The sequence below is a fragment of the Prauserella cavernicola genome, from assembly GCF_016595675.1.
GTDB classification, from domain to species: domain Bacteria; phylum Actinomycetota; class Actinomycetes; order Mycobacteriales; family Pseudonocardiaceae; genus Prauserella_A; species Prauserella_A cavernicola.
Genome location: NZ_JAENJH010000005.1, coordinates 96,099 through 117,523, shown reverse-complemented (window position 1 = coordinate 117,523; position 21,425 = coordinate 96,099). Strand labels below are relative to the sequence as shown.

Genomic DNA, 21,425 nt, shown 5'->3' with positions numbered 1-21,425 from the left:
AGGATGACCACGACCGAGAGCACGGACGTCACCGCGGCGCAGGGTATCGGCACGAGCCCGGTGCGCCCCGACGGGACGATGAAGGTGCGTGGCGAATTCGCGTACTCCTCAGACCTCTGGCACGAGGACATGCTGTGGGGCGCGACCCTGCGCAGCCCGCACCCGTACGCGCACATCACGGGAATCGACATCTCCGCGGCACTCGCGCTGCCCGGCGTGTACGCGGTGCTCACGCACACCGACGTGCCCGGCGTGAACCGCTACGGCCTCGAACATCCCGACCAGCCCGTGCTCGCCGAGGACGTGGTGCGCTACCAGGGCGAGCCCGTGGCGATCGTCGCCGCCGATCACCCGGAGACCGCGCGGCGGGCCGTCGCGAAGATCGACGTGGGCTACGAGGTGCTGGAGCCCGTTACCGACTCCGAGGCCGCAGTCGCGGGCGAGGGTCCCGAGCTGCATCCCGGCGGCAACGTGGTGCGCCACGTGCCGATCCGCTTCGGCGAGCAGGACGTGACCGCCGACGTGGTGGTGACCGGCCGCTACGAGGTCGGTATGCAGGACCAGGCGTTCCTCGGTCCCGAGTCGGGCCTGGCCGTGCCGGCCGAGGACGGTGGCGTCGACCTGTTCGTCGCGACGCAGTGGCTGCACGTGGACCAGCAGCAGATCGTCGCCGCGCTCGGCCTGCCCAAGGACAAGGTGCGCCTGACGCTGGGCGGCGTCGGCGGTGCGTTCGGCGGCAGGGAGGACCTCTCGATCCAGGTGCACGCGTGCCTGCTCGCCCTGCACACCGGCAAGCCGGTGAAGATGGTCTACAACCGCGAGGAGTCCTTCTACGGCCACGTGCACCGGCATCCGGCGACGCTCTACTACGAGCACGGAGCCGATCGCGACGGCAGGCTGGTCTACGTCAGGGCGCGCATGTACCTCGACGGCGGCGCGTACGCCTCCACCACGGGCGCGGTCTCGGGCAACGCGGCGACACTCGGCGTGGGCCCCTACTCGGTGCCGAACGTGACCATCGACTGCTGGGGCACCTACAGCAACAACCCGCCGTGCGGGGCGATGCGCGGCTTCGGTGCCGTGCAGGCCGCGTTCGCCTACGAGTCGCAGATGGACAGACTCGCGCGGGCATGCGGTCTCGACCCGGTGGAGGTGCGGCTGCGCAACGCGATGAGCGAGGGCACCCGGTTGCCCACCGGCCAGGTCGTGGACTCCGCCGCGCCGGTGGACGAACTGCTCACCCGGCTGCGGGCGATGCCGCTGCCCGCCGACCGTTCCGGCGAGCCCGACCTGCGGCACCTGCCCGGCGGCGTCTCCAACACCACCCACGGCGAGGGCGTCGTGCGCGGCGTCGGCTACGCGGTGGGCATCAAGAACATCTGCTTCTCCGAGGGCTTCGACGACTACTCCACGGCCCGCGTGCGGCTCGAGGCGCTCGGTGGCGAACCCGCCGCGACCGTGCAGACCGCGGCGTGTGAGGTGGGTCAGGGGCTCGTGACGATCCTGCAGCAGATCATCCGCACCGAGCTGGGTGTGGAGCAGGTGACGACGCTGCCGATGGACACCTCGATCGGCAGCGCGGGATCGTCCTCGGCGTCGCGGCAGAGCTACATGACCGGGGGAGCGGTGCGGGCGGCGGCACTCGAGGTGCGCGCGGCGCTCGTCGAGCACGCCGCCCGCATCCTGGGTCACGATCGCGGCGACCTGAGCGTCGGGGGCGGCAAGGTCGTCTCGCGCACCGACGGGGTGCTGGCCGACCTGGTGGACGTTCTCGGCGACGCGGCGTTCGACCGGACCGTCGAGTGGCGGCACCGGCCCACCGAGTCGCTCGATCCCGAGACCGGACAAGGCAACGCCCACGTGCAGTACGGCTTCGCCGCCCACCGTGCGGTGGTCGACGTGGACACCGAGCTCGGCCTGCTGAAGGTGGTCGCGCTCGACTGCGTGCAGGACGTCGGCAAGGCGCTCAACCCGCAGGCCGTGCTCGGCCAGATCCAGGGCGGCTCGGCGCAGGGCCTCGGGCTCGCCGTGATGGAGGAGATCCAGACCGAGGGCGGCGTCATCCGCAACCCGTCCTTCACCGACTACCTCATCCCGACGGTGCTGGACATGCCGCCGATGCGGATCGAGGTGCTGGAGCTGGCCGACCCGCACGCTCCCTACGGACTGCGAGGTGTCGGGGAACCCCCGACGATCTCGTCGACGCCCGCGATCGTCGCCGCGATCCGCGCCGCGACCGGGCTCGCGCTCGACCGGGTGCCCGTGCGCCCGGAACACCTCACCGGCACCTGATTCCCATCCCGGCCACCGTGGGCGCCCGCAGCGGCGCCCACGGCGATGCCGCGTGCCCGGAGAACCCCACGACGTAGTGGAGCGACCGTGACGCAGTTGCGTACTGACCGCCCTCACGACAACCCGGAACCGCGTTTCGACCGGTTCTTCCGCATCTCCCAGCGGGGCAGCACGATCGGCCGCGAGGTCCGCGGCGGCATCACCACGTTCGTCGCGATGTGCTACATCGTGCTGCTCAACCCGCTGATCCTCGGCGCCTCGGCCGACATCACCGGGGCCAGACTCAGCACCGAGGAGATCACCACGGCCACGGCACTCGCGGCCGGGGTGACGACCATCCTCATGGGACTGATCGGCAACGCGCCGCTGGCGCTGGCGGCGGGCCTCGGGGTCAACGGCATCGTGGCGTTCCAGCTGGCGCCGACGATGACGTGGGCGCAGGCGTTCGGGCTCGTCGTGCTGGAGGGCTTCTGCATCGTCCTGATGGCCGTCTCCGGCGTGCGGGAGCGGATCATCAACGCGATCCCGTTGGCGCTCAAGACGGCGATCACCGTGGGCATCGGCCTCTACATCGCGCTCGTCGGGCTGGTCAGCGCCGGGTTCGTCACGCGAACGCCCGACGCGGCGAACTCGACGGTGCCCGTGCGCATGGGCACCGACGGCCACCTCGCGGGCTGGCCGATCGTGGTCTTCTGCGTGGGCCTGCTCCTGATGATCGTGCTGATGAGCAGGGCCGTGCCCGGTGCGGTGCTGATCAGCATCGTCGTGGCCACCGTGCTGGCGGTGGTGGTCAACAGCGTGTTCGACGTCGACGGCTGGGGCGTGGTGGAGCCGGAGGTGCCCGAGAACATCGTGGCGAGTCCGGACTTCGGGCTGCTCGGGCAGATCGACCTCTTCGGCGGCTTCTCGTCGGCGGGAGCCGTGCTGGCCAGCGTCTTCCTGTTCACGCTGGTGCTCTCGGGCTTCTTCGACGCGATGGGCACGATCACCAGCGTCTCGCAGGAGGCCGGCCTGGTGCGCGAGGGCAAGGTCGAGGGCATGGGCCGCATCCTGCTCGCCGACGGCCTCGGCGCGGTGGCGGGCGGCGTCACCGGATCGTCGCCGAACACGGTGTTCCTCGAGTCGGCGGCAGGCGTGGGAGAGGGCGCGCGCACGGGGCTGGCCAGTGTGGTCACGGGCGCGCTGTTCACGGCGACGCTGTTCCTCACCCCGCTCGCCGCCGTGGTGCCCGCGCAGGCCGCGGCGCCCGCGCTGGTGGTGATCGGCGGCATGATGATGGCGCAGTGCAGGCGGATTCCCTGGCAGGACACCGACTTCACGATCCCGGTGTTCCTGATCGCTGCGCTGATCCCGTTCACCTACTCGATCACCAACGGCATCGGCGCGGGTCTCATCGCTTTTGTGGTGATCAAGCTGGGCAGGGGAAAGGCCCGCGAGATCGGCTGGCTGCTGGGCGGTCTGGCGGCGGTGTTCGCGCTGTACTTCGCGATCGAGGGCGTGACGGCGTTGCTGTGAGCTCAGCCCGCCTGGAGCTCGCGGGCCCGTGCCACGACGGTCGCGCTCGCGGCCGCCATCGGTTCGGTGCTGCGCAACGAGCGGCACAGCACGAAGGCGCCCTCGAGGCTCGTGACGACCGCGATGGTGAGCGCGCGTGCGTCCTCGGCCGACAGCCCGAAGCGGGCGAAGGTTTCGGTGCCCTTGTCGATCCACGCGGTGAACACGTCGGCCGTGGCCTCGCGCAGCCGCTCGTTGGTGCTCGCCACCTCCAGCGCGACGGTGGCGATGGGGCACGCGTCGGCGTAACCGGTCTCCACGAGCGTCTCGCCCGCGCCGGCGAACGTCGACTCGATGCCGCTGACCAGATCCGGCGCGGGCGTGAGGTAAATGTCGAAGAGCTGGGTGTAGAGCATCCCGGAGGAGCGGATCACCTCGTCGCCGAGCTGTTCCTTGCCGCCGGGGAAGAAGTGGTAGAGCGAGCCGAAGGGCGCCTGGGCCTCGGTGGTGATCTGTTTGAGCCCCGTGCCCGTGTAGCCGTTGCGCCGGAAGAGCTCCGCGCTCGCCTGCATGATCCGTTCCTTCGTGCTCGCCACGAAGCCGATCCTACGCTACGCTCCCGCTAGAGCGATCTATCAAATTTCGGGGGTGAAGATGTCCGAGATCGAACTTTCCGCCGGGCCGATCGAGTACACCGACACCGCAGGCTCCGGCCCCGTGCTGGTGTTCCTGCACGGCGTCACCATCGACTCCACGGTCTGGCGGCACGTGGTCGCCGAACTGGGCGAGGACTACCGGTGCGTTCTGCCGACCTGGCCGCTGGGCAGTCACCGCACGCCGATGAAGCCCGACGCCGACCTCAGCCTGCGCGGACTCGGGCTGCTGGTGGGGGAGTTCCTCGAACGCCTCGACCTGCACGACGTGACGCTCGTGCTCAACGACTGGGGCGGCGGGCAGATCCTGCTCAGCGAGGGTCGCACGGAGCGCCTCGCCCGCGTGGTGCTCACCTCGTGCGAGGCGTTCGACAACTACCCGCCCGGCCTGCCGGGGCGCATGTTGGTGCTCACCGCCAAGATCCCGGGCGGGCTCAAGGTGCTGATGTCGTTGCTGCGGTTCCGGTTCGTGCAACGGGCGCCGGGCGCGTGGGGCTGGATGTCGAAACGCCCGGTGCCGCCCGAGGTGCTGGACGGCTGGTTCACGCCGGGGCGTACACAGCGGGCGATCCGGAGAGACCTCGCCCGCTACGGTGCTTCGACGCCGCCCAAGCGCACGCTGCTCGACTGGGCCGAGCGGATGCGCTCGTTCACCAAGCCGGTGCTCATCGTGTGGGCGACCGAGGACAAGCTGATGCCCCGCGAGCACGGCCCGCGCCTGGCCGAGCTGTTCCCTGACTCCCGGCTGGTAGAGGTGGACGACAGCTACACGCTGATCCCCGAGGACCAGCCGGGTGTGCTGGCGCGCGAGCTCCGCTCGTTCATCGTGGACACTCCCGTCACGCGGGCTCGCGGCTGACCTCGCGCGCCCGCGTCGCCCGGTCGCCGAAGAGCAGGTTCAGTACCACCGCGGCGATGCAGCCCGCGCTGATGCCCGAGCCGAGCACCGTCTGCACGGCGGCGGGGAACTGCGCGTAGAACTCCGGGACTGCGATGGGGATCAGGCCGATGCCGAGCGCCGCGGCGACGATCGTGATGTTGGCGGGCCGCTCGAACGACGCCTTGGCGAGCGTGCGCACCCCGGCGACCGCGACGCTGCCGAACAGCACCAGTCCGGCGCCGCCGAGCACGGGCTGTGGCACCAGCGCGACGATGCCGCCGGTGACCGGGAACAGGCCGAGCAGCACGAGGATCGCGCCGCTGGCGGCCACCACGTAGCGGCTCACCATCCTGGTGAGCGCCACCAGGCCGACGTTCTGTGCGAACGCCGTGCACGCGAAACCGCCGAACACGGTGGCCAGCGCCGTGGCGAAGCCGTCGGCGCGCAGGCCGTCGGCCAGCGTCCGCTCGCTCGTCGGCCGGTCGACGACCTCGCCGAGCGCGAGCATGTCCGCCGTGCTCTCGGCCATCACCACGAGCATCACGATCGCCATCGAGATGATCGCGGCGACCTCGAACTGCGGCGCTCCGAAGTGGAACGGCGTGGTGATGCCGAACGCGGGCGCCTCGGTGAGTGTCGACGTGTCGACCTGGCCGAGCGGCCACGCGAGCAGCGTGCCCGCCGCGAGCCCGAGCAGCAGTGCGACGCGGCTCCAGAACCCCGAGAGGAACCGGTTGAACGCGAGCACCGCCACCAGCGTGACACCGGCGAGCAGCAGACCCGACCCGCTCGCCGTGTCCTCACTGTTCGCGATCCAGCCGACCGCCACCGGCAGCAGCGACACGCCGATGAGCGTGATGACGGTGCCGGTCACCAGCGGCGGGAAGAAGCGGGTGAGCCGCGAGAAGAACGGCGCTGCGAGCACCACGAGCGCCCCGCCGATGAGCGTCGCGCCGTAGACGACACCGAGCGCGTCGTCCTGCCCATGCTGGCCCACGATCGCGAGGATCGGCGCCACGGCCGCGAACGTGACGCCGTTGACGAGCGGCAGCCGGGCGCCGAACCGCCACACACCCAGTGTCTGCAGCAGCGTCGCCAGGCCCGCGGTGAACAGGCTCGCGCTGATCAACAGCGACAGCTGGCCGGGGGAGAGGCCGACGGCCGAACCGATGATGAACGGGGGCGCGACCACCCCGGCGTACATCGCGGCGACGTGCTGCAGACCGCCCGCGATCAGTTGCGGCAGCGGGGGTTTCCGGTCGACGGGATGCATGCGGGGCCTCCTAGAAAGCGGGCAGCGGGTGCCACGAGAGCCCCGCGGCGTCGGCGTCGGCGAACTCCTCGGGACTCTCCTCTGTTCTGCGCACCGTGCCCTCGATCAGGCCGTAGGGCCGGTCGGCCGCGTAGAAGACCTCGTTGTCGTTGGTGAGCCCGAACGGAGCGAGGTCCACCAGGAAGTGGTGCTTGTTGGGCAGCGACAGCCGCACCTCGGCCACCTCGTCGTGCGCGTCGAGCACGGCCTCGCCCATCGCGTAGAGGCTCTGCTGCAACGAGAGCGAGTGCTTGGTGGCGAAGGTTTCCAGCAGCAGGCGGCGGATGTCGGCGAACGAGGCCGCCCAGTCGAGTTCGGTCGTGCGGTAGCGCCAGCACGCGGTGACCGCGGTGGCGAGGATGCGGTCGTCGGTCTCGGCGAGTGTGGTGTAGCGGTCGCGGGGGAAACCGTGGAACTCCGAGCCGGTGGATTTGAGCACCACCAGCCCGGTCAGGCCCGACACGACCCAGGCGCGCTCGCCGCGGATGGTCACCGCCGTCGAGCGTTGCTCGCCGCCCCCGTGCGAGAACGCGTGGTCGTGCGGTGCGCCGCCGACGTCGATGCGGTTCCAGCCGTGCTCGGAGATCAGCACGCGCGCCCCGGTGATCTGGCCGAACTCGCCGACGAAGTGCCTGCCGAGCCGCAGCGCGAAGTCCTCGATCTGGCCGACCGGCTGCTGTTTGGCGAAGGCGAAGGCGGTGTTCTTCTGGGTGTCGGTGGCCACGACGTCGGCGTTGTCGCCGGTGAGGTGGGTCGCCTCCAGGTGGCCGCGCAGCGCGGTGGAGATCGTGAGGTCCCTGAGGTGGTGCACCGGGCCCTCGCGCTCGACCGTGACGAGCCGGACCTCTGCCTTGCCGTACTGGTTGGGGCCCAGTGTGGTGGCCACGCGATCAGCTCCCTCGGTAGGTGGAGTAGGCGAACGGGCTGAGCAGGACGGGAACGTGGTGGTGCGCGTGCGGGTCGGTGATGCGGAAGGCCACGGTGATCTCGGGGAAGAACCCCTCGGGGCCGAGGTAGGCGCCGGTGTCGAAGACGAGCCGGTACACGCCGGCGGGCAGGGTCTCGGGGCCGAGCTCGCGCACGCGGCCGTCGTCGTCGGTGCGGCCCGAGGCGAGGGTGGCCCCGTCGCTCGCCGACTCCAGTCGCACCGGGATTCCCGTCGCGGGCCTGCCGCGCGCGTTGTCGAGCACGTGTGTGGTCACCAGGCTCATCGAGTCACCGCCTTGTCCAGTCGCAGCCGGGCGATCTCGACCAGCTCCTCGCCCGCGATCGCCAGTTCGGTCTCCGGGTCGTTGCCGAGCCGCTGCCGCAGGATCGCCAGCAGCTCGTCGCCGGTGCGCCCGCTCGCGCACACCAGGTACACGTGCCCGAAGCGTCGTTCGTACTCCGCGTTGGCGGCACGGAACCGCCGCGCGGCCTCATCGTCCACACCGGACTGTTCGGTGCGGGAGGTTCCGCTCGCCGGTTTCTCGCCGATGCGCGGATGTGCCGCCATCGCGGCGTGGATCTCGTCGGGCCGCAGCGTCAGCGACGTCGCGGCGAGCAGCTCGTCGCGGCCCGCGTAGGGCCGTCCGGAGAGGACGTGCTCGGCCCACCTCGGCACGGCGAGGCAGTCGGTCAGTAGTGGACGGAGCCGGTCGGGATCGGCGGAGTTGAACTCGGTGAGACGGAGTTCGCTCATCCCGCAAAAGCTAAGCCGACCGGAGCCGCGAGTCAACAATTTGTTGAAATGGATCAGTGTTCGCGGTTGAGGTAGTTGTAGACGGTGAAGCGCGTGACGCCCAGTGATTCCGCCACGGTGGCCACCGATTTCCTGAGCTGAAAAGCTCCGCGTTCCTCCAGTAGCCGCACCGCGCGCTGCTTGCCCGCGCGGTCCAACTCGGCCAGCGCCGAGCCGAGCTCCGCCTCGACCTCGGCCACCATCCGGTCGAGCACGCTGCCCGGTTCGGACGACGCGCCCGCGTTGTCGCCGGGCTGCTGGATGCGCAGGGTCAGTCGCGTCGCGCCTCCGTCGAGTGCCGCGCGGACGATCGCGGGCAGCGCGTCGAGCAGCGCGTCGGCGTCGCCCTTCGCCGTGGTGCCGAGGGGGCCGAACTCGGTGCTCAGGCCCGCGTGGCCCGCGGCTCGCATGGCCTCGACGGCGTGCGCGGGCGGCTCGCTCTCGCCCCGGAAGGGCTCGCTCGTGAACTCGGCTTCCAGCTCCACGCCTGCAACGTATCTCCCGGCCCGACCGTTGACGAGGCCAGGATCGCCTCGCTACTGTCGTAGTACGAAAACTTAATTCCGCAATACGGAAGTACTGAGAAAGCGTGGTCCCATGGCCGAACAATCCGGCGCACGGCACGGCCTGCGCTACAGCCTCAACCTGTCGATGCTCTACACCGAACTGCCGCTGCTCAGGCGGCCCGCGGCCGCGCGCGCGGCCGGGTTCACCGCCATCGAGTTCTGGTGGCCGTTCGGAGTCGCCGTCCCCGCCGACTCCGAGGTCGACGCGTTCGTCTCGGCCGTCGACGAGGCGGGCGTGTCGCTCGTCGGCCTCAACTTCTTCGCGGGCGACATGCCGGGCGGAGACCGGGGCCTGGTGTCCTGGGTGGGCAGGGAATCGGAGTTCCGCGACAGCGTCGACGTGGCGCTGGGCATCGCCGAACGGCTCGGTTGCCGCACGTTCAACGCGCTCTACGGCAACCGGCTCGACGGGGTCGAGCCCGCCGAGCAGGACGAGCTCGCCCTGTCCACACTGGACTCGCTGGCCTCGGCGGCGGACAGTGTCGGCGGCACCGTGGTGCTGGAGCCGCTGTCGGGCGCGCCGAAGTATCCGCTGCTCACCGCGGCCGACGCGCTGGCCGTGCTCGACAAGGTGGGCAGGCCGAACCTGACCCTGCTGGCCGATCTCTATCACCTGGCCGCGAACGGCGACGACCTCGACGCCGTGATCGCCGAGCACACCGGCCGCATCGGGCACGTGCAGATCGCCGACGTACCGGGCCGCGGCGAGCCCGGCAGTGGCGAGCTCGACCTCGACCGTCACCTCGCCGCGCTCGAAGCGGCCGGCTACCGGGGTTTCGTCGGCCTCGAGTACAAGCCGACCGCCGACAGCGAGTCGTCTCTTTCCTGGTTACCGCCGCAACGGAGGGCAGCATGAACGTCGGATTCGTCGGACTGGGCATCATGGGAACGCCGATGGCCGCGCACCTCGTGGCCGCGGGTCACACCGTGAGCGGCTACGACGTGGTGCCGGAGTCGCTGGACAAGCTCACCGCCTCGGGTGGCAGGGCCGCGTCGTCGGTGGCCGACGCCGTGGAGGGCGCCGAGGTCGTGATCACCATGCTGCCCAACCACCCGCAGGTGGAGCACGTGGTGCTGGGGCAGGGCGGGGTGCTGGAGTCGGCCAAGCCGGGCACGCTGCTCGCCGACATGAGCACGATCCGCCCCGAGACCTCCCTCGAGGTCGCGAAAGCCGCGCAGGAGAAGGGAATCCGGGTGCTCGACGCCCCGGTCTCCGGCGGCGAGGCGGGGGCCAAGCAGGCCGCACTGTCCATCATGGTCGGCGGCGAGCAGGCCGACTTCGAGGTCGTGCTGCCGCTGTTCGAGGCGCTCGGCAAGACCATCGTGCACGTCGGCCCCCACGGCGCCGGGCAGGTGGTCAAAGCCGCCAATCAGCTGGTGGTGGGCGGAATCTACGCACTGGTCAGCGAGGCCATCGTGCTGATGGAGGGTTCCGGCGTCGACGCGGGCACGGGGCTCGACGTCCTCGCGGGCGGGCTGGCCGCCAACCGCATCCTCGACCTCAAGCGTGAGTCGATGGTGCAGCGCCGGTTCGAGCCCGGCTTCCGCATCGACCTGCACCACAAGGACATGAGCATCGCCATCGCCGCCGCCAGGCAGGCCGAGGTCTCGCTGCCCATGACCGGGCTCGTCGCCCAGCTCATCGCCTCCGCCAGGGCGATGGGGCACGGGTCCCTCGATCACTCCGCGCTGCTGAAGGTCACCGAGCAGCTCTCCGGCCGAGCGTGAAGGAGCCTGTCATGTCCCGAGTCCCCGTCATGGAGGCCGTCGTCGACGTGCTGCTCTCCGAGGGTGTCGACACCGCGTTCGGCTGTCCCGGAGCGGCGATCCTCCCGCTCTACGCCGCGATGCAGGGCAGCGGCATCGACCACCTCGTGGTGCGGCACGAGGAAGGCGCCACGCACATGGCCGACGGCTGGGCGCGCACCACCGGCAACGTCGGTGTCGCCATCGGCACCTCCGGTCCCGCCGGCACCAACATGATCACCGGGCTCTACACCGCGCAGGCCGACTCGATCCCGATCCTGTGCATCACCGGGCAGGCCGTGACGTCGAAGCTGCACCAGGAGGCGTTCCAGGCGGTCGACATCGTGGAGATCGCCAAGCCGGTGACGAAGTGGGCGGTGCAGATCAAGGAGGCCGCGCAGGCGCCGTGGATCTTCCGCGAGGCGTTCCGCATCGCACGCTCGGGCAGGCCGGGGCCGGTGCTCATCGACCTGCCGCTGGACGTGCAGAAGCAGGAGATCGAGTGGGATGCCGCCATCGACGCGCCGTTTCCCGTGGTGTCCCCTCAGCCCTCGCCCGCGCGCGTCGAGCGGGCGCTGGACCTGCTGCTCGCCGCCGAGCGGCCGCTGATCCTCGCCGGCGGCGGCGTACTGCTCGGAGAGGCGAGCGAACAACTGCGTGCCGTCGCGGAGCGGCTCGGCGTGCCCGTGGGCGTGACGCTCATGGGCAAGGGCAGTTTTCCCGAGGACCACCCGCTCTTCGCGGGCATGGCGGGAATCCAGACCTCGCAGCGCTGGGCCAACGCGGCGTTCCTCGAATCGGACCTGGTGCTGGCGGTGGGTGCGCGCTTCGGCGACCGGCACACCGGGGCGCTCGACGTCTACCGCGGCGAGCGCACGTTCATCCACGTCGACATCGAGCCGACGCAGCTCGGCAAGGTGTTCGGCCCCGATCTGGGGGTGGTGGCCGACAGCAGGGCGTTTCTCGAGGCGCTGCTGTCGGCCGCCGACACCAGGTCGGCGCCGATCGACCCGAGGGTGCCGGTGTGGGTCAACCGCATCGCCGAGCTCAAACGCGAACTGCCCCGGCGCGAGGACTTCGACGCCGTGCCGATCAAGGCGCCCAGGGTGTTCAAAGAGATCAACGACTTCTACGGCGAGGACACCTACTTCGTCACCGCGATCGGGCTGTACCAGATCTGGTCCGGCCAGTTCCAGCGCGTGCACCAGCCGCGGCACTACCAGGTGTGCGGGCAGGCGGGCCCGCTCGGCTGGGAGATCCCGGCCGCGATCGGGGTGAAGAGGGCGCGTCCCGGCGCCGAGGTGGTGGGCGTGGTCGGCGACTACTCGTTCCAGTTCCTCGTGGAGGAGCTGGCCGTGGCGGCGCAGTACGACGTGCCGTTCGTGCTGATCATGCTCAACAACGAGTACCTGGGGCTCATCCGGCAGGCCGAACTCGGCTACGACATGAACTACCAGGTGGATCTGCACTACGACGACTACGGCACGGACAACGTGAAGATCATGGAGGCCTACGGCTGCTCCGGCACGCGCGTGGTGGATCCCTCCGAGATCCGCGGTTCGCTGGAGTGGGCGCGCAAGGAGGCCGAGCGCACCAGCCGTCCCGTGCTGGTGGAGATCATGATCGAGCGCGAGGCCAACGCCGCCATGGGCACGGCACTGAACAACGTCAAGGAGTTCGAACCCACCCCCTGAGGTGGCGCCCCGATTGCGGTGAAGGGCACCTTTACTGCGTTGAACGCAGTAAAGGTGCCCTTCACCGCAGTTACGGAAGGTTCACCCACACCGCTACCGCGGGGAGGTCGCCCGTGTTGCGGATTCGGTGTGGTTTCGCCGAGGGGAAGCGGATCGAGTCGCCAGGGCCCAGCTCGTGCCGTTCGAAGCCGAGGTCGACGGTGAGCGTGCCGCTGAGCACACTGCCGAGCTCGTGTCCGTTGTGCCGCAGGAACTCCGCGTCCTGGCTGGAGCTCGACCCCGGCGGGTAAGTCGACTCGTAGATCTCCACGCCGGGGATCGGCACGGCCGTGAGCCTGCGGTACTCCACTCCGTGGCCCAGCGAGATCGCCGGAACCTCGCCTGCTCGCGAGACCACCACCTCGTCGGCGTCGAGGGGTTGCTCGACCGGTTCGGGAGCCTCTTCGCCGAACGCGGCCGACAGCGGCACCTCGAGGATCGACACGATCTGGAACAGCCGCGTGACCGAGGGCCGCATCTTGCCGCGCTCCAGCTGCGACAACGCGCTCGGGCTGATGCCGAGCTCGCCCGCGAGCGCGCGCAGCGACATCCCCCGCTGGGTTCGCAGTGCCCTGATGCGGGCTCCGAGTTCCTCGTCGTCGGGAGGCGCACCGGGGAGCATGCGCGTCAGTCTACGAGCCCGGGCCCGACGTTATTTGAAGTGACATCTTCACGGGTGTTCAGTTATGGCTTCACACTCGCTACGCTCGAGTGTCATGGAGCTGGTGTTGCGGGCGCCCAGGGCGATCACCGCCGAGGGCGAGGTGGCGTGCACCGTCGGCGTGCGCGACGGGCGCATCGCCGCCGTCGCGCCCTACGACTCCGGGCTCACCGGCGCCGAGCTGGTGGAGCTGGGCACCGACGAGGTGCTGCTGCCCGGTCTCGTCGACAGCCACGTGCACGTCAACGACCCCGGCCGCAGCGAGTGGGAAGGCTTCGAGACGGCCACGCTCGCCGCGGCGGCGGGCGGCGTCACCACGATCGTCGACATGCCGCTCAACAGCCTGCCGCCGACCGTCGACGTGGCCGCGCTGGAGGTCAAGCGCGCGGCCGCACGCGGTCGCGTCCACGTCGACGTCGCTTTCTGGGGCGGCGCCGTGCCCGGCAACGCCGCCGAGCTGCGCCCGCTGCACGACGCGGGGGTGTCCGGGTTCAAGAGCTTCCTGCTGCACTCCGGCGTCGACGAGTTCCCGCCGCTCGACGCCGACGGGCTCGCGACGGCGATGCACGCGCTGCGGGAGTTCGACGGACTGCTCATCGTGCACGCCGAGGACGCGGGCACCATCGACGGCGCACCCGCGCCACACGGCCCTCGCTACGCCGACTTCCTCGCCTCGCGCCCGCCCGAGGCCGAGCACGCGGCCATCGCCGGGGTGCTCGACCTCGCCCGGAGAACGGGTGCCCGCGTGCACATCCTGCACCTCGCCTCGGCGCGGGCGCTGCCGCTGATCGCCGGGGCCCGGCGCGACGGCGTGGCGGTGACCGCCGAGACGTGCCCGCACTACCTGAGCTTCACGGCCGAGGAGATCCGCGACGGCGCCACGCAGTTCAAGTGCTGCCCGCCCATCCGCGAGGCCGCCAACCGGGAGGCGCTGTGGCGGGGCCTCGCAGACGGGGTGCTCGACTGCGTCGTCAGCGACCACTCGCCGTGCACGCCCGAGCTGAAACGCTTCGACAGCGGCGACTTCGGGCAGGCGTGGGGCGGCATCGCCGGCCTGCAGGTGGGCCTGCCCGCCGTGTGGACCGGTGCCCGGCAGCGCGGCTTCGCGCTCACCGACGTCGTGCGCTGGATGGCGCACGCGCCGGCCGCGCAGGCCGGCCTGCCCGGAAAGGGCCAGCTCGCGGAGGGCTACGACGCCGACTTCTGCGTCTTCGCGCCCGACGACGCGTTCGTCGTCGACGCCGCGAAGCTCAAGCACCGCAACGCCGTGAGCGCCTACCACGAGCGGCCCTTGGCGGGCGTCGTGCGCGGCACCTGGCTGCGCGGCGAGCGGGTGACGGGTGCGGCGCCTCACGGGCGCCTGCTGACGAGAGGAGAGCGGTGACCGACCGTCCGGAGTGGACACAGCTGACCGACCTGGCCTCCCGGCGTCTCGGGGGCACCGTCATGTGGGCGAGCGACGAGCTGTTCGCCGAGAAGGAGAACCTCGTCAACCCGTGGCGGCCCCGCCACCAGCCCGAGACGTTCGGGCCCAAGGGGCAGCTCTACGACGGCTGGGAGACCCGCAGGCATCGCGAACCCGGTGACGACGTGGCGGTCCTGCGGCTCGGCGCGGGCGGCACGGTCACCGGCGTGGTGGTGGACACGGCGTTCTTCAAGGGCAACTACCCGCCCTTCGTCACGGTGGAGGCCGTGGCCGTGGACGGCTATCCGGACGTGGCCGAGCTGTCCACACGGGACTGGGACGTCCTCGTGGACCGCCAGCCGGTGACGGGCGACGCCGAGAACTTCTTCATCGTCGGCTCCGCGAGGCGCTACACCCACGCGCGGCTCACCATGCACCCCGACGGTGGTGTGGCCAGGCTGCGCGTGCACGGCGAGGTGGTGCCCGACCCGCGGCTGCTGGACCGCGACGCGCTCGACCTCGCGGCGCTCGAGAACGGCGCCGTGTGCACCGGCTGCAGCGACGAGTTCTACTCCTCGCCCGGCAACATGCTGGCTCCCGGGCTCGCCGCCAACCAGGCCGAGGGCTGGGAGACCGCGCGCAGGCGCGATGGCGGCAACGACTGGGCGGTGATCCGCCTCGCAGGCGCGGGCACGGTGCGCTTCGCCGAGTTCGACACCAGCAACCTGAAGGGCAACGCGCCCGGCTGGGTCGAGCTGTCCGGCTCCACCGACGGGCAGGAGTGGTTCGAGCTGGTGCCGAGAACGCGGCTGCAGCCCGACACCCGGCACCGCGTCGCCGTGGAGAACCGGTCGGAGGCGACGTACGTGCGTCTCGACATCCATCCCGACGGGGGCCTGGCGCGGCTGCGGCTGTTCGGCGGCCTGTCCGATCAGGGCCATGCCGAGTTGGTGCGGCGCTTCGAGGAGTCCTAACCGGGCAGGTGGCCGAGGCGTGACGACAGCGTCCCGGCCGCCTCCCGCATCGTCGGCACCATCGCCACGAGTTCCCCGCGGCCCGCGCGCACCGCGGGGATCGACACGCTGAGCGCCGCGGCCACGACGCCCGTGTGGTCCCACACCGGCACCGCCACGGCGACGACTCCGCGCACGCGTTCCTCGAGCGAGATCGCGTGGCCGTCGCGGCGCACCTGGTCCAGCTCGCCCTTCAGCCACCGGGCGGCGCCGGGGTCGGTGCGCTCCAGTTCGGCGACGACCCCGGTGACCGTGTCCTCGGCCGCGTGCGCCAGCAGCAGCTTGCCCGGCGCGCCCTGGTGTGGCGGCTTCGCGGCGCCGAGGTCGGTGTAGGTCCGGCGCAGTGCCTGCAGGGACTCGACCTGCGCGATCGTCCTGCGGCTCGGCAGCGAGTCGAGAATGTGCAGTCCTACCGTCTCGCCGGTCTGATCGCGCAGCCACGTCATCACGGGCCGGGCCTGCACGTCGAGTGAGAGCTGGTCGCGGGCCGCCTCGGACAGGCCGAGCAGCCTCGGGCCGAGCGAGTAGGCCGTCGACGACGGGACCTGGGCGAGCATGCCGTGCGCCGCGAGCGCACTCACCAGCCGGTGCGTCGTGCCGCGCGTCAGCCCGGTGTGCTTGGCCAGCTCGCTGATGCCGACCACGGGCCTGGCACGCGAGAACGCCGTCAGGATCGCCACGGCGCGGTCGATCGACTGCACGCCGGAAGCGCGCCCACCTGCGGCGTCGTCCTTGTCGTCCCCTGCGCTCACATCGCTCAGCCTAACGACCCGGCTTGCGGCCCACCCTTGCGCCGCACTCGATCATCGCCCTAGTGTGCCCGTGATACGAAACGCAGTATCGCAATGTGGGCACACCGGAGGGTGTATGACGACGCAGGACCGCAACGACGCGGCCGCCACGACGACGGCCGACCGCCAGGAACGCTTCGACGTGATCAGGGGGCGCGTCGGGCTCGCGCTCGGCCCCGTGCTGTTCGGGCTCGTACTGCTGCTGACGGGCGGGCTGCCCTGGCCGCAACGCGCGCTCGCCGCCGTGCTCGCGCTGGTGGTGGTGTGGTGGGTCAGCGAGGCGATTCCGCTCGCCGTCACCGCGATTCTCGCGATCGTGCTGTGCGTGTTCCTGGGCGTCGCCGACGAGGACACGGTGTTCGGCGCGTTCGGCAACGACACGATCTTCACGTTCCTCGGCGGGTTCGTGATCGCCCGCTCGATGACGGTGCACGGCCTCGACCGGCGCATCGCGCTGCGCGTGCTGTCGGTCGGCTCGATCGTCCGCTCGCCCGCGCGCACCGTGATCGCCTTCGGCGCGATGGGCATGCTGATCTCGGCGTTCATCTCCAACACCGCCACCGTCGCGATGCTCTTCCCGATCGGCATCGGCATCGTGAGCGCCGTCAGCACCATCAGCACCGAGGAGGGCGGCAAGGACCTGCGGTACTCGCGCTGGTCGACCGCGCTGATGCTGATGATCGCCTACAGCGCCTCGATCGGCGGCCTGCTCACTCCCATCGGCGCTCCGCACCAGCTCATCGGCCGCGACCTCGTGGAGGAGCAGACCGGCGAGACGATCAACTTCGTCGAGTGGGTGCTGCTGTTCGCGCCGATCGTGCTCGTCATGTTCGTGGTGCTGTGCCTGGTGCTGCTGCGGCTCAACAAGCCCGAGGTCAGCAGGCTCGACGGTGCGGGGTCCTACATCGCCGCGCAGCGCGCCGAACTCGGCCGGTTCTCCCGCGGTGAGGCCAACACGTGCGTGGCGTTCGCACTCGCGGTTCTACTGTGGACGACGCCGGGCATCGCGAGCCTGGTCCTCGGCGAGAACCACGGCACGGTCACCTGGCTGCACGAGCACGTCACCGAGGGCGTCGCCGCGATCTTCGCCGCCACGGCGTTGTTCCTGCTCCCGCTGCGCCGCCAGGCAGGCAGCACCGGCAGGCGCGAGGCCACGCTCAGCTGGGCCGAGGCCGTGAAGATCGACTGGGGCGTGATCCTGCTCTTCGGTGCGGGCACCGTGATCGGCTCGCTGTCGTCGGAGACCGGCCTGGCCGACACGCTCGGCAGCGGGCTCGCCGAGCAGTTCGGTGTCTCGTCGCTCACGGCGATCACCATTCTCGCCGCCGTCGCCGGGCTGATCATCTCCGAGACCACGAGCAACACCGCCAGCGCGGGCATCGTCGTGCCGATCGTGGTCCCGATCGCCGTGGCCGTCGGCGTCAACCCGCTCATCCCCGGTCTGGTCGCGACCGCCGCCGCGGGCTACGGCTTCATGCTGCCCGTCTCCACCCCGCCCAACGCGATCGTCTACGGCTCGGGGATGGTCCCGATGACCAGGATGCTGCGCAGCGGGCTCGTCTTCGACGTGCTGGGAGTGGCCGTCCTGGTCACGGGCGTGCTCCTGATGTCCCAGCTCGTCGGCATCTGATCCGGCACACCAGAACGCAAGGAGAACCATGTCAGCCCCGCTCGGCCAGCTCGCCCAGCTCATCACCTCCCACAGCGGGCAGCCGTTGCCCACCGAGGTGCGCGAGGCGGCGCGGCGCACGCTCTACAACGTGCTCGCGACCGCTGTCGGCGCATCCAGGGAACCGGCCGTGGACGTCGTGGCCGCCGTGTCGGCGGGCCTCACCGAGGGCAAGGGCGCCGTTCCCGGCCGGGCGGGAACGCTCGCCCCGCTCGACGCCGCGTTCGCGACGGGCCTCGCCGCCCACCTCGACGACTACGACGACACACACCTGAGCACGGTCATCCACCCCGGCGCGGTGTGTCTCGCGGTGCTCGTCGGACTGCAGGACGAGCTGGCCGATGCCGATGCCGACGAGGTGCTCACCGCCTACGCGTGGGGTGTCGAGGCCCAGCTGCGGCTCGGGGTCGCGGTGTCGCCGGAGCACTACGACGCGGGCTGGCACATCACCGGCACGTGCGGCGCGGCCGGTGCCGCCGTCACGGCGGCACTGCTGCTCGGCCTGGACACGGCCCAGCTGCGGGTGGCGCTGGAATGGGCGGTCGAGGGTGGGCTCGGCAACCGCGAGGGCTTTGGCTCGATGACCAAACCGTGGCACCCCGGCAAAGCCGCGGTCGTCGCGCTGCGCGCCGTGCGCGACGCGGCGGCGGGTCTGCCCGGTCCCGGCGACACCCTCACCGGGCCCGCTGGGTTCGCAGCCAGGCTCGCCGGGGGGAAGTTCGCCGCGGACGCGGTGCTCGGCGAACCGGGAGTGCGCTGGGAGCTGCTGGAGAACACCTTCAAGCCCTATCCCTGCGGCATCGTCACCCACCCTGCCATCGAGGCCGCCGAGGCGTTGCACGCTCCGTTGGCCGAGCACGGCGGGGCCGCGTCGGTGGCGGCGATCCGCCTGCGCTGCCACCCGCTCGTGCCCGAGCTGACGGGCAACCTCGCGCCCGTCGACGGCCTGCAGGCCCGTTTCTCCACGGCACACGGCGTCGCGGCCGGGTTGCTCCTGCCGACGGTGGATCTCTCCGGCTACGCCACCGAGTTCGTGGTGTCGGACCAGGCACGGCGCCTGCGCTCGCTCGTCACCTTCGACGCCACGCCCGACTGTGCCCGCGACGCCGCGCACCTGGAGGTGACGCTCGCCGACGGCACCGTGCTCAGCCACGACGTGTTGCACGCCAAGGGAAGTCTCGGAAGGCCGCTCACGAGCGAGGAGCTCACCGGCAAGGCCGAGGGGCTCGTCGGGCGCCTGCTGCCCGGCGGCGCCGCCGCGCTCGACGCCGCCACCCGGCAGCACGGAACGGGCTACGTCCGTGGTCTGCTCGCGGCGTGTACGCCGGAGCAGGCCGAGCGGCCCGCCGTGGTCGGGCTCGCCGCCGAGCCCGGTGACGACTCCGAGGACCACGCGCTCGCCCGGTGGCTCGCCGAGGCGCGGGAGACCACGGCCGAGGCGTCCGCCCTCGCCGAGGAAGCGACGCGCGTGCGGGCCGAGGTGTCCGAGACCGGCGAGCGCGAGCGCGCCGGAGCGGTCGCCGCACGGCTCGTGGCGGCGGGCCACGGACCGGCCGCCGCGGCGGCGGCCGCGGCGGGGGACGCGGGCGCGGTGAGCACGGCGCTCGCGGTCGGCGCCCGCGTCGCGGACAGGCTCGGCGTGCCCGCCGACCGGCTGCCCACGCTCACGGCCACCATCGCGGCGGTGCACGGGGCGCCGGCGCGGGCCGTGCTGGCGGCGCTCGGGCTCGCGGCCACGCAGACCACCACGGTCACCGGCACGGAGCAGGGGCGCGAGCTCGACGCCGTGCGGGCCCGGCACGCGGCCGAGGACGGGGTGGAGGCCGCCGCGCTCGCGCGGGCCGGGTTCACCGGTCCCGCGCACCCGCTCACCGGACGCAGGGCACTGCTGAGCCTGCTGGCGCTCAGCGCCGAACCGGCGTTGGCCTAACCCAGCTGTGCGCGGACGCGCTGCTCGCGCTCGGCAGGTAGCTGGCGCGGGCAGCTCACGCACTTGTCGCCGCCCGTCGCCTCGTAGATGAGGCAGCACGACGAGCGGCGCACCACCTCGTGTGGTCCGATGTGGACGAACCGGGGCGTGGGCATGCGGCGGCCGATCCCGTCGGCGATCTGCCCGGCGAGCCCGGTCGCGCCCGCCCACAGCAGGCGGGTGCCGATCGAGTCGGCGGCGATCGCCCACAGGGCGCGCGACGTGGCGCCGCACGTCGCCGCGATCGCCTCCACCGCGGGCTCCAGAGCGTCGCCCAGCGCGGTCCCGAACGCGGCGGCGTCACCGGCGGGCGCGTCGAGGACGCGACCGGCGCGGGCGTCGACGATCCGGCCGTCGGGGTGCATCGTGAACGCGACGGCCTCCAGCGCCGGGTCGAGCGCCGAGCCGGTGCGGGCGAAGGACTCCAGCGACGGCCCGACGAGCATCGACGACGCCGAGTACCACCGGATCGTGCCCAGCACCCGGTCGCTCGCCGCGCCGTAGAGCCGAGCCGCCCGGCCCAGGTCCTCGCGCAGCCACTCCGGGTCGGTGAGCACCGTGGCCGGGACCCGCGCGCTCACGGCAGCCTGCGGTAGGCCGACACCACGAACGACGTGGTGACCTCCACGGACTCGGTGAGCCCGGCCAGCCGCTCGCCGAGCCCCGAGCGGTGCAGGTGGTGTGCGTTCGGGCCCATCAGCACGACCTTCCTCACGTCGTCGGGACCGAGGGTCACCGGGCCACCCCGGTGCTGCCGGTCCACGAGCTCGAACCGCTCCGCGAACGCGGAGTCGAGGCGTTGTTGTTTGTCCTCGCCGATGTCGAGCAGGTCCAGGCTTCGCGCCAGCTCACCCAGATGGCCGCTGCCCGGCGAGGCGACCAGCACCGTGCCGCCCGGCCGGAGCACGCGGTGGAACTCCGCGGCGTTGCGCGGAGCGAACACGTTGAGCACCGTGTCCGCCACGCCCGAGCCCACCGGCCACGGCTCCCAGAGGTTCCACACCGCCGCCCCGATCCTCGGGTGTGCCCTGGCCGCACGGCGCAGCGCGGGGGCCGACACGTCGAGCGCGAGCCCGGTGGCCCCGGGCAGCGCGTCGAGGACTTTCGCCAGGTAGTAGCCGGTTCCGGCGCCCGCGTCCACCACGAGCTCCCCGCTCGCCAGCTCGGCCAGCAGCTCCGCGAGCGGCGCGTAGAACCCGGAAGCGAGGAAGTCGGCTCGCGCGCTCACCATCTCGCCCGTGTCCGCGGTGCCCGCCGCCACCTTGGCGTGCAGCAGGTTCACGTACCCCTGCTTCGCGAGGTCGAAGGCGTGCCCGCGTTCGCAGCGCAGCGAGTGACCGGTGAGCGCCACGGCCTCGCCACAGACGGAGCAGCGCAGCGCCGCGAGCGCGGCGGACGGTAACGACGTGGCAGCCGTTTCACGCGAGGTCACACACGCTATTCGACCACGAGGTTTCGTAGCCGGACGAATCGGCACAGGTGCGGGGAAACGTAGCCGTAACAAGTCCGACCGTTTGGTTC

Annotated in this window: 20 protein-coding genes; 10 read left to right on the top strand and 10 right to left on the bottom strand. The window is 71.5% G+C overall.

Annotated features, from left to right (window positions below; genetic code table 11):
* Positions 1-3 precede the first annotated feature (3 nt).
* Together pucD and JHE00_RS20930 are read left to right on the top strand one after the other, a co-directional pair.
* Positions 4-2,292, top strand: a complete 2,289-nt coding sequence (gene pucD / locus JHE00_RS20935) for a xanthine dehydrogenase subunit D (protein WP_200320705.1) — start codon at positions 4-6, stop codon at positions 2,290-2,292.
* Between the two features lie 87 nt (positions 2,293-2,379).
* Positions 2,380-3,807, top strand: coding sequence for an NCS2 family permease (locus JHE00_RS20930; protein WP_307832037.1), 1,428 nt, complete (start codon positions 2,380-2,382; stop codon positions 3,805-3,807).
* 2 nt (positions 3,808-3,809) lie between these two features.
* Here JHE00_RS20930 and JHE00_RS20925 read toward each other — a convergent pair whose 3' ends face one another.
* Complete coding sequence (locus tag JHE00_RS20925; protein WP_443678459.1) at positions 3,810-4,382, bottom strand: TetR/AcrR family transcriptional regulator; 573 nt, start codon at positions 4,380-4,382, stop codon at positions 3,810-3,812.
* 58 nt (positions 4,383-4,440) lie between these two features.
* Here JHE00_RS20925 and JHE00_RS20920 point away from each other — a divergent pair, with 58 nt between their 5' ends.
* Positions 4,441-5,298, top strand: coding sequence for an alpha/beta fold hydrolase (locus JHE00_RS20920; protein ID WP_200320700.1), 858 nt, complete (start codon positions 4,441-4,443; stop codon positions 5,296-5,298).
* Here the strand turns inward: JHE00_RS20920 and JHE00_RS20915 are convergent.
* From JHE00_RS20915 to JHE00_RS20895, 5 genes are read right to left on the bottom strand one after another with little or no spacing between them, the layout of a single operon-like run.
* Positions 5,279-6,592: a nucleobase:cation symporter-2 family protein gene (locus JHE00_RS20915; RefSeq protein ID WP_200320698.1), complete on the bottom strand. Its 1,314-nt coding sequence runs from the start codon at positions 6,590-6,592 to the stop codon at positions 5,279-5,281. The two genes, JHE00_RS20920 and JHE00_RS20915, sit on opposite strands and share 20 nt — an antisense overlap.
* A 10-nt stretch (positions 6,593-6,602) precedes the next feature.
* Positions 6,603-7,517 (bottom strand): factor-independent urate hydroxylase, encoded by a 915-nt coding sequence (pucL, locus tag JHE00_RS20910; protein WP_200320696.1) that lies wholly within the window; start codon positions 7,515-7,517, stop codon positions 6,603-6,605.
* Between the two features lie 4 nt (positions 7,518-7,521).
* A complete protein-coding gene (gene uraH, locus JHE00_RS20905; protein ID WP_200320694.1) occupies positions 7,522-7,842 on the bottom strand; it encodes a hydroxyisourate hydrolase in 321 nt (106 codons plus the stop codon).
* Positions 7,839-8,312 (bottom strand): 2-oxo-4-hydroxy-4-carboxy-5-ureidoimidazoline decarboxylase, encoded by a 474-nt coding sequence (gene uraD, locus JHE00_RS20900; RefSeq protein WP_200320692.1) that lies wholly within the window; start codon positions 8,310-8,312, stop codon positions 7,839-7,841. Before uraD ends, uraH begins: the two co-directional genes overlap by 4 nt.
* Before the next feature lie 53 nt (positions 8,313-8,365).
* The gene (locus JHE00_RS20895; protein ID WP_200320690.1) at positions 8,366-8,836 is read right to left on the bottom strand and encodes a helix-turn-helix domain-containing protein; all 471 of its coding nucleotides are present in this window, start codon (positions 8,834-8,836) and stop codon (positions 8,366-8,368) included.
* A 112-nt stretch (positions 8,837-8,948) separates the two neighbouring features.
* Here JHE00_RS20895 and JHE00_RS20890 point away from each other — a divergent pair, with 112 nt between their 5' ends.
* Genes JHE00_RS20890 through gcl form a run of 3 tightly spaced genes read left to right on the top strand, consistent with a single transcriptional unit; the run spans position 8,949 to position 12,357 of the window.
* A complete protein-coding gene (locus JHE00_RS20890; protein WP_200320687.1) occupies positions 8,949-9,773 on the top strand; it encodes a hydroxypyruvate isomerase family protein in 825 nt (274 codons plus the stop codon).
* Positions 9,770-10,645, top strand: a complete 876-nt coding sequence (locus tag JHE00_RS20885) for a 2-hydroxy-3-oxopropionate reductase (RefSeq protein WP_200320685.1) — start codon at positions 9,770-9,772, stop codon at positions 10,643-10,645. The genes JHE00_RS20890 and JHE00_RS20885 overlap by 4 nt, the downstream gene beginning before the upstream one ends.
* Before the next feature lie 11 nt (positions 10,646-10,656).
* Positions 10,657-12,357, top strand: coding sequence for a glyoxylate carboligase (gcl, locus tag JHE00_RS20880; protein ID WP_200320683.1), 1,701 nt, complete (start codon positions 10,657-10,659; stop codon positions 12,355-12,357).
* 70 nt (positions 12,358-12,427) lie between these two features.
* Here the strand turns inward: gcl and JHE00_RS20875 are convergent, their stop codons facing one another.
* Positions 12,428-13,018 (bottom strand): helix-turn-helix domain-containing protein, encoded by a 591-nt coding sequence (locus JHE00_RS20875; RefSeq protein WP_200320681.1) that lies wholly within the window; start codon positions 13,016-13,018, stop codon positions 12,428-12,430.
* 94 nt (positions 13,019-13,112) lie between these two features.
* On the opposite strand from JHE00_RS20875, the gene allB reads away from it, so the two are divergent.
* On the top strand, positions 13,113-14,441 hold the full coding sequence (gene allB, locus JHE00_RS20870; RefSeq protein ID WP_200320679.1) for an allantoinase AllB: 1,329 nt from the start codon (positions 13,113-13,115) through the stop codon (positions 14,439-14,441).
* A complete protein-coding gene (alc, locus tag JHE00_RS20865; RefSeq protein WP_200320677.1) occupies positions 14,438-15,436 on the top strand; it encodes an allantoicase in 999 nt (332 codons plus the stop codon). The genes allB and alc overlap by 4 nt, the downstream gene beginning before the upstream one ends.
* Here alc and JHE00_RS20860 read toward each other — a convergent pair.
* Positions 15,433-16,227: an IclR family transcriptional regulator gene (locus tag JHE00_RS20860; RefSeq protein WP_200320675.1), complete on the bottom strand. Its 795-nt coding sequence runs from the start codon at positions 16,225-16,227 to the stop codon at positions 15,433-15,435. The two genes, alc and JHE00_RS20860, sit on opposite strands and share 4 nt — an antisense overlap.
* 115 nt (positions 16,228-16,342) lie before the next feature.
* Between JHE00_RS20860 and JHE00_RS20855 the strand changes: the two genes are divergently transcribed.
* The gene (locus JHE00_RS20855) at positions 16,343-17,896 is read left to right on the top strand and encodes an SLC13 family permease (protein ID WP_200320672.1); all 1,554 of its coding nucleotides are present in this window, start codon (positions 16,343-16,345) and stop codon (positions 17,894-17,896) included.
* A gap of 28 nt (positions 17,897-17,924) precedes the next feature.
* The gene (locus JHE00_RS20850; protein ID WP_200320670.1) at positions 17,925-19,865 is read left to right on the top strand and encodes an MmgE/PrpD family protein; all 1,941 of its coding nucleotides are present in this window, start codon (positions 17,925-17,927) and stop codon (positions 19,863-19,865) included.
* Here JHE00_RS20850 and JHE00_RS20845 read toward each other — a convergent pair.
* Both JHE00_RS20845 and JHE00_RS20840 read right to left on the bottom strand, forming a co-directional pair.
* Positions 19,862-20,485: a (2Fe-2S)-binding protein gene (locus JHE00_RS20845; RefSeq protein ID WP_200320668.1), complete on the bottom strand. Its 624-nt coding sequence runs from the start codon at positions 20,483-20,485 to the stop codon at positions 19,862-19,864. The two genes, JHE00_RS20850 and JHE00_RS20845, sit on opposite strands and share 4 nt — an antisense overlap.
* Positions 20,482-21,336 carry a putative RNA methyltransferase gene (locus JHE00_RS20840; RefSeq protein ID WP_200320666.1) on the bottom strand — a complete coding sequence of 285 codons (855 nt, stop codon included), beginning with the start codon at positions 21,334-21,336 and terminating at the stop codon, positions 20,482-20,484. The genes JHE00_RS20845 and JHE00_RS20840 overlap by 4 nt, the downstream gene beginning before the upstream one ends.
* Between the last annotated feature and the right edge of the window lie 89 nt (positions 21,337-21,425).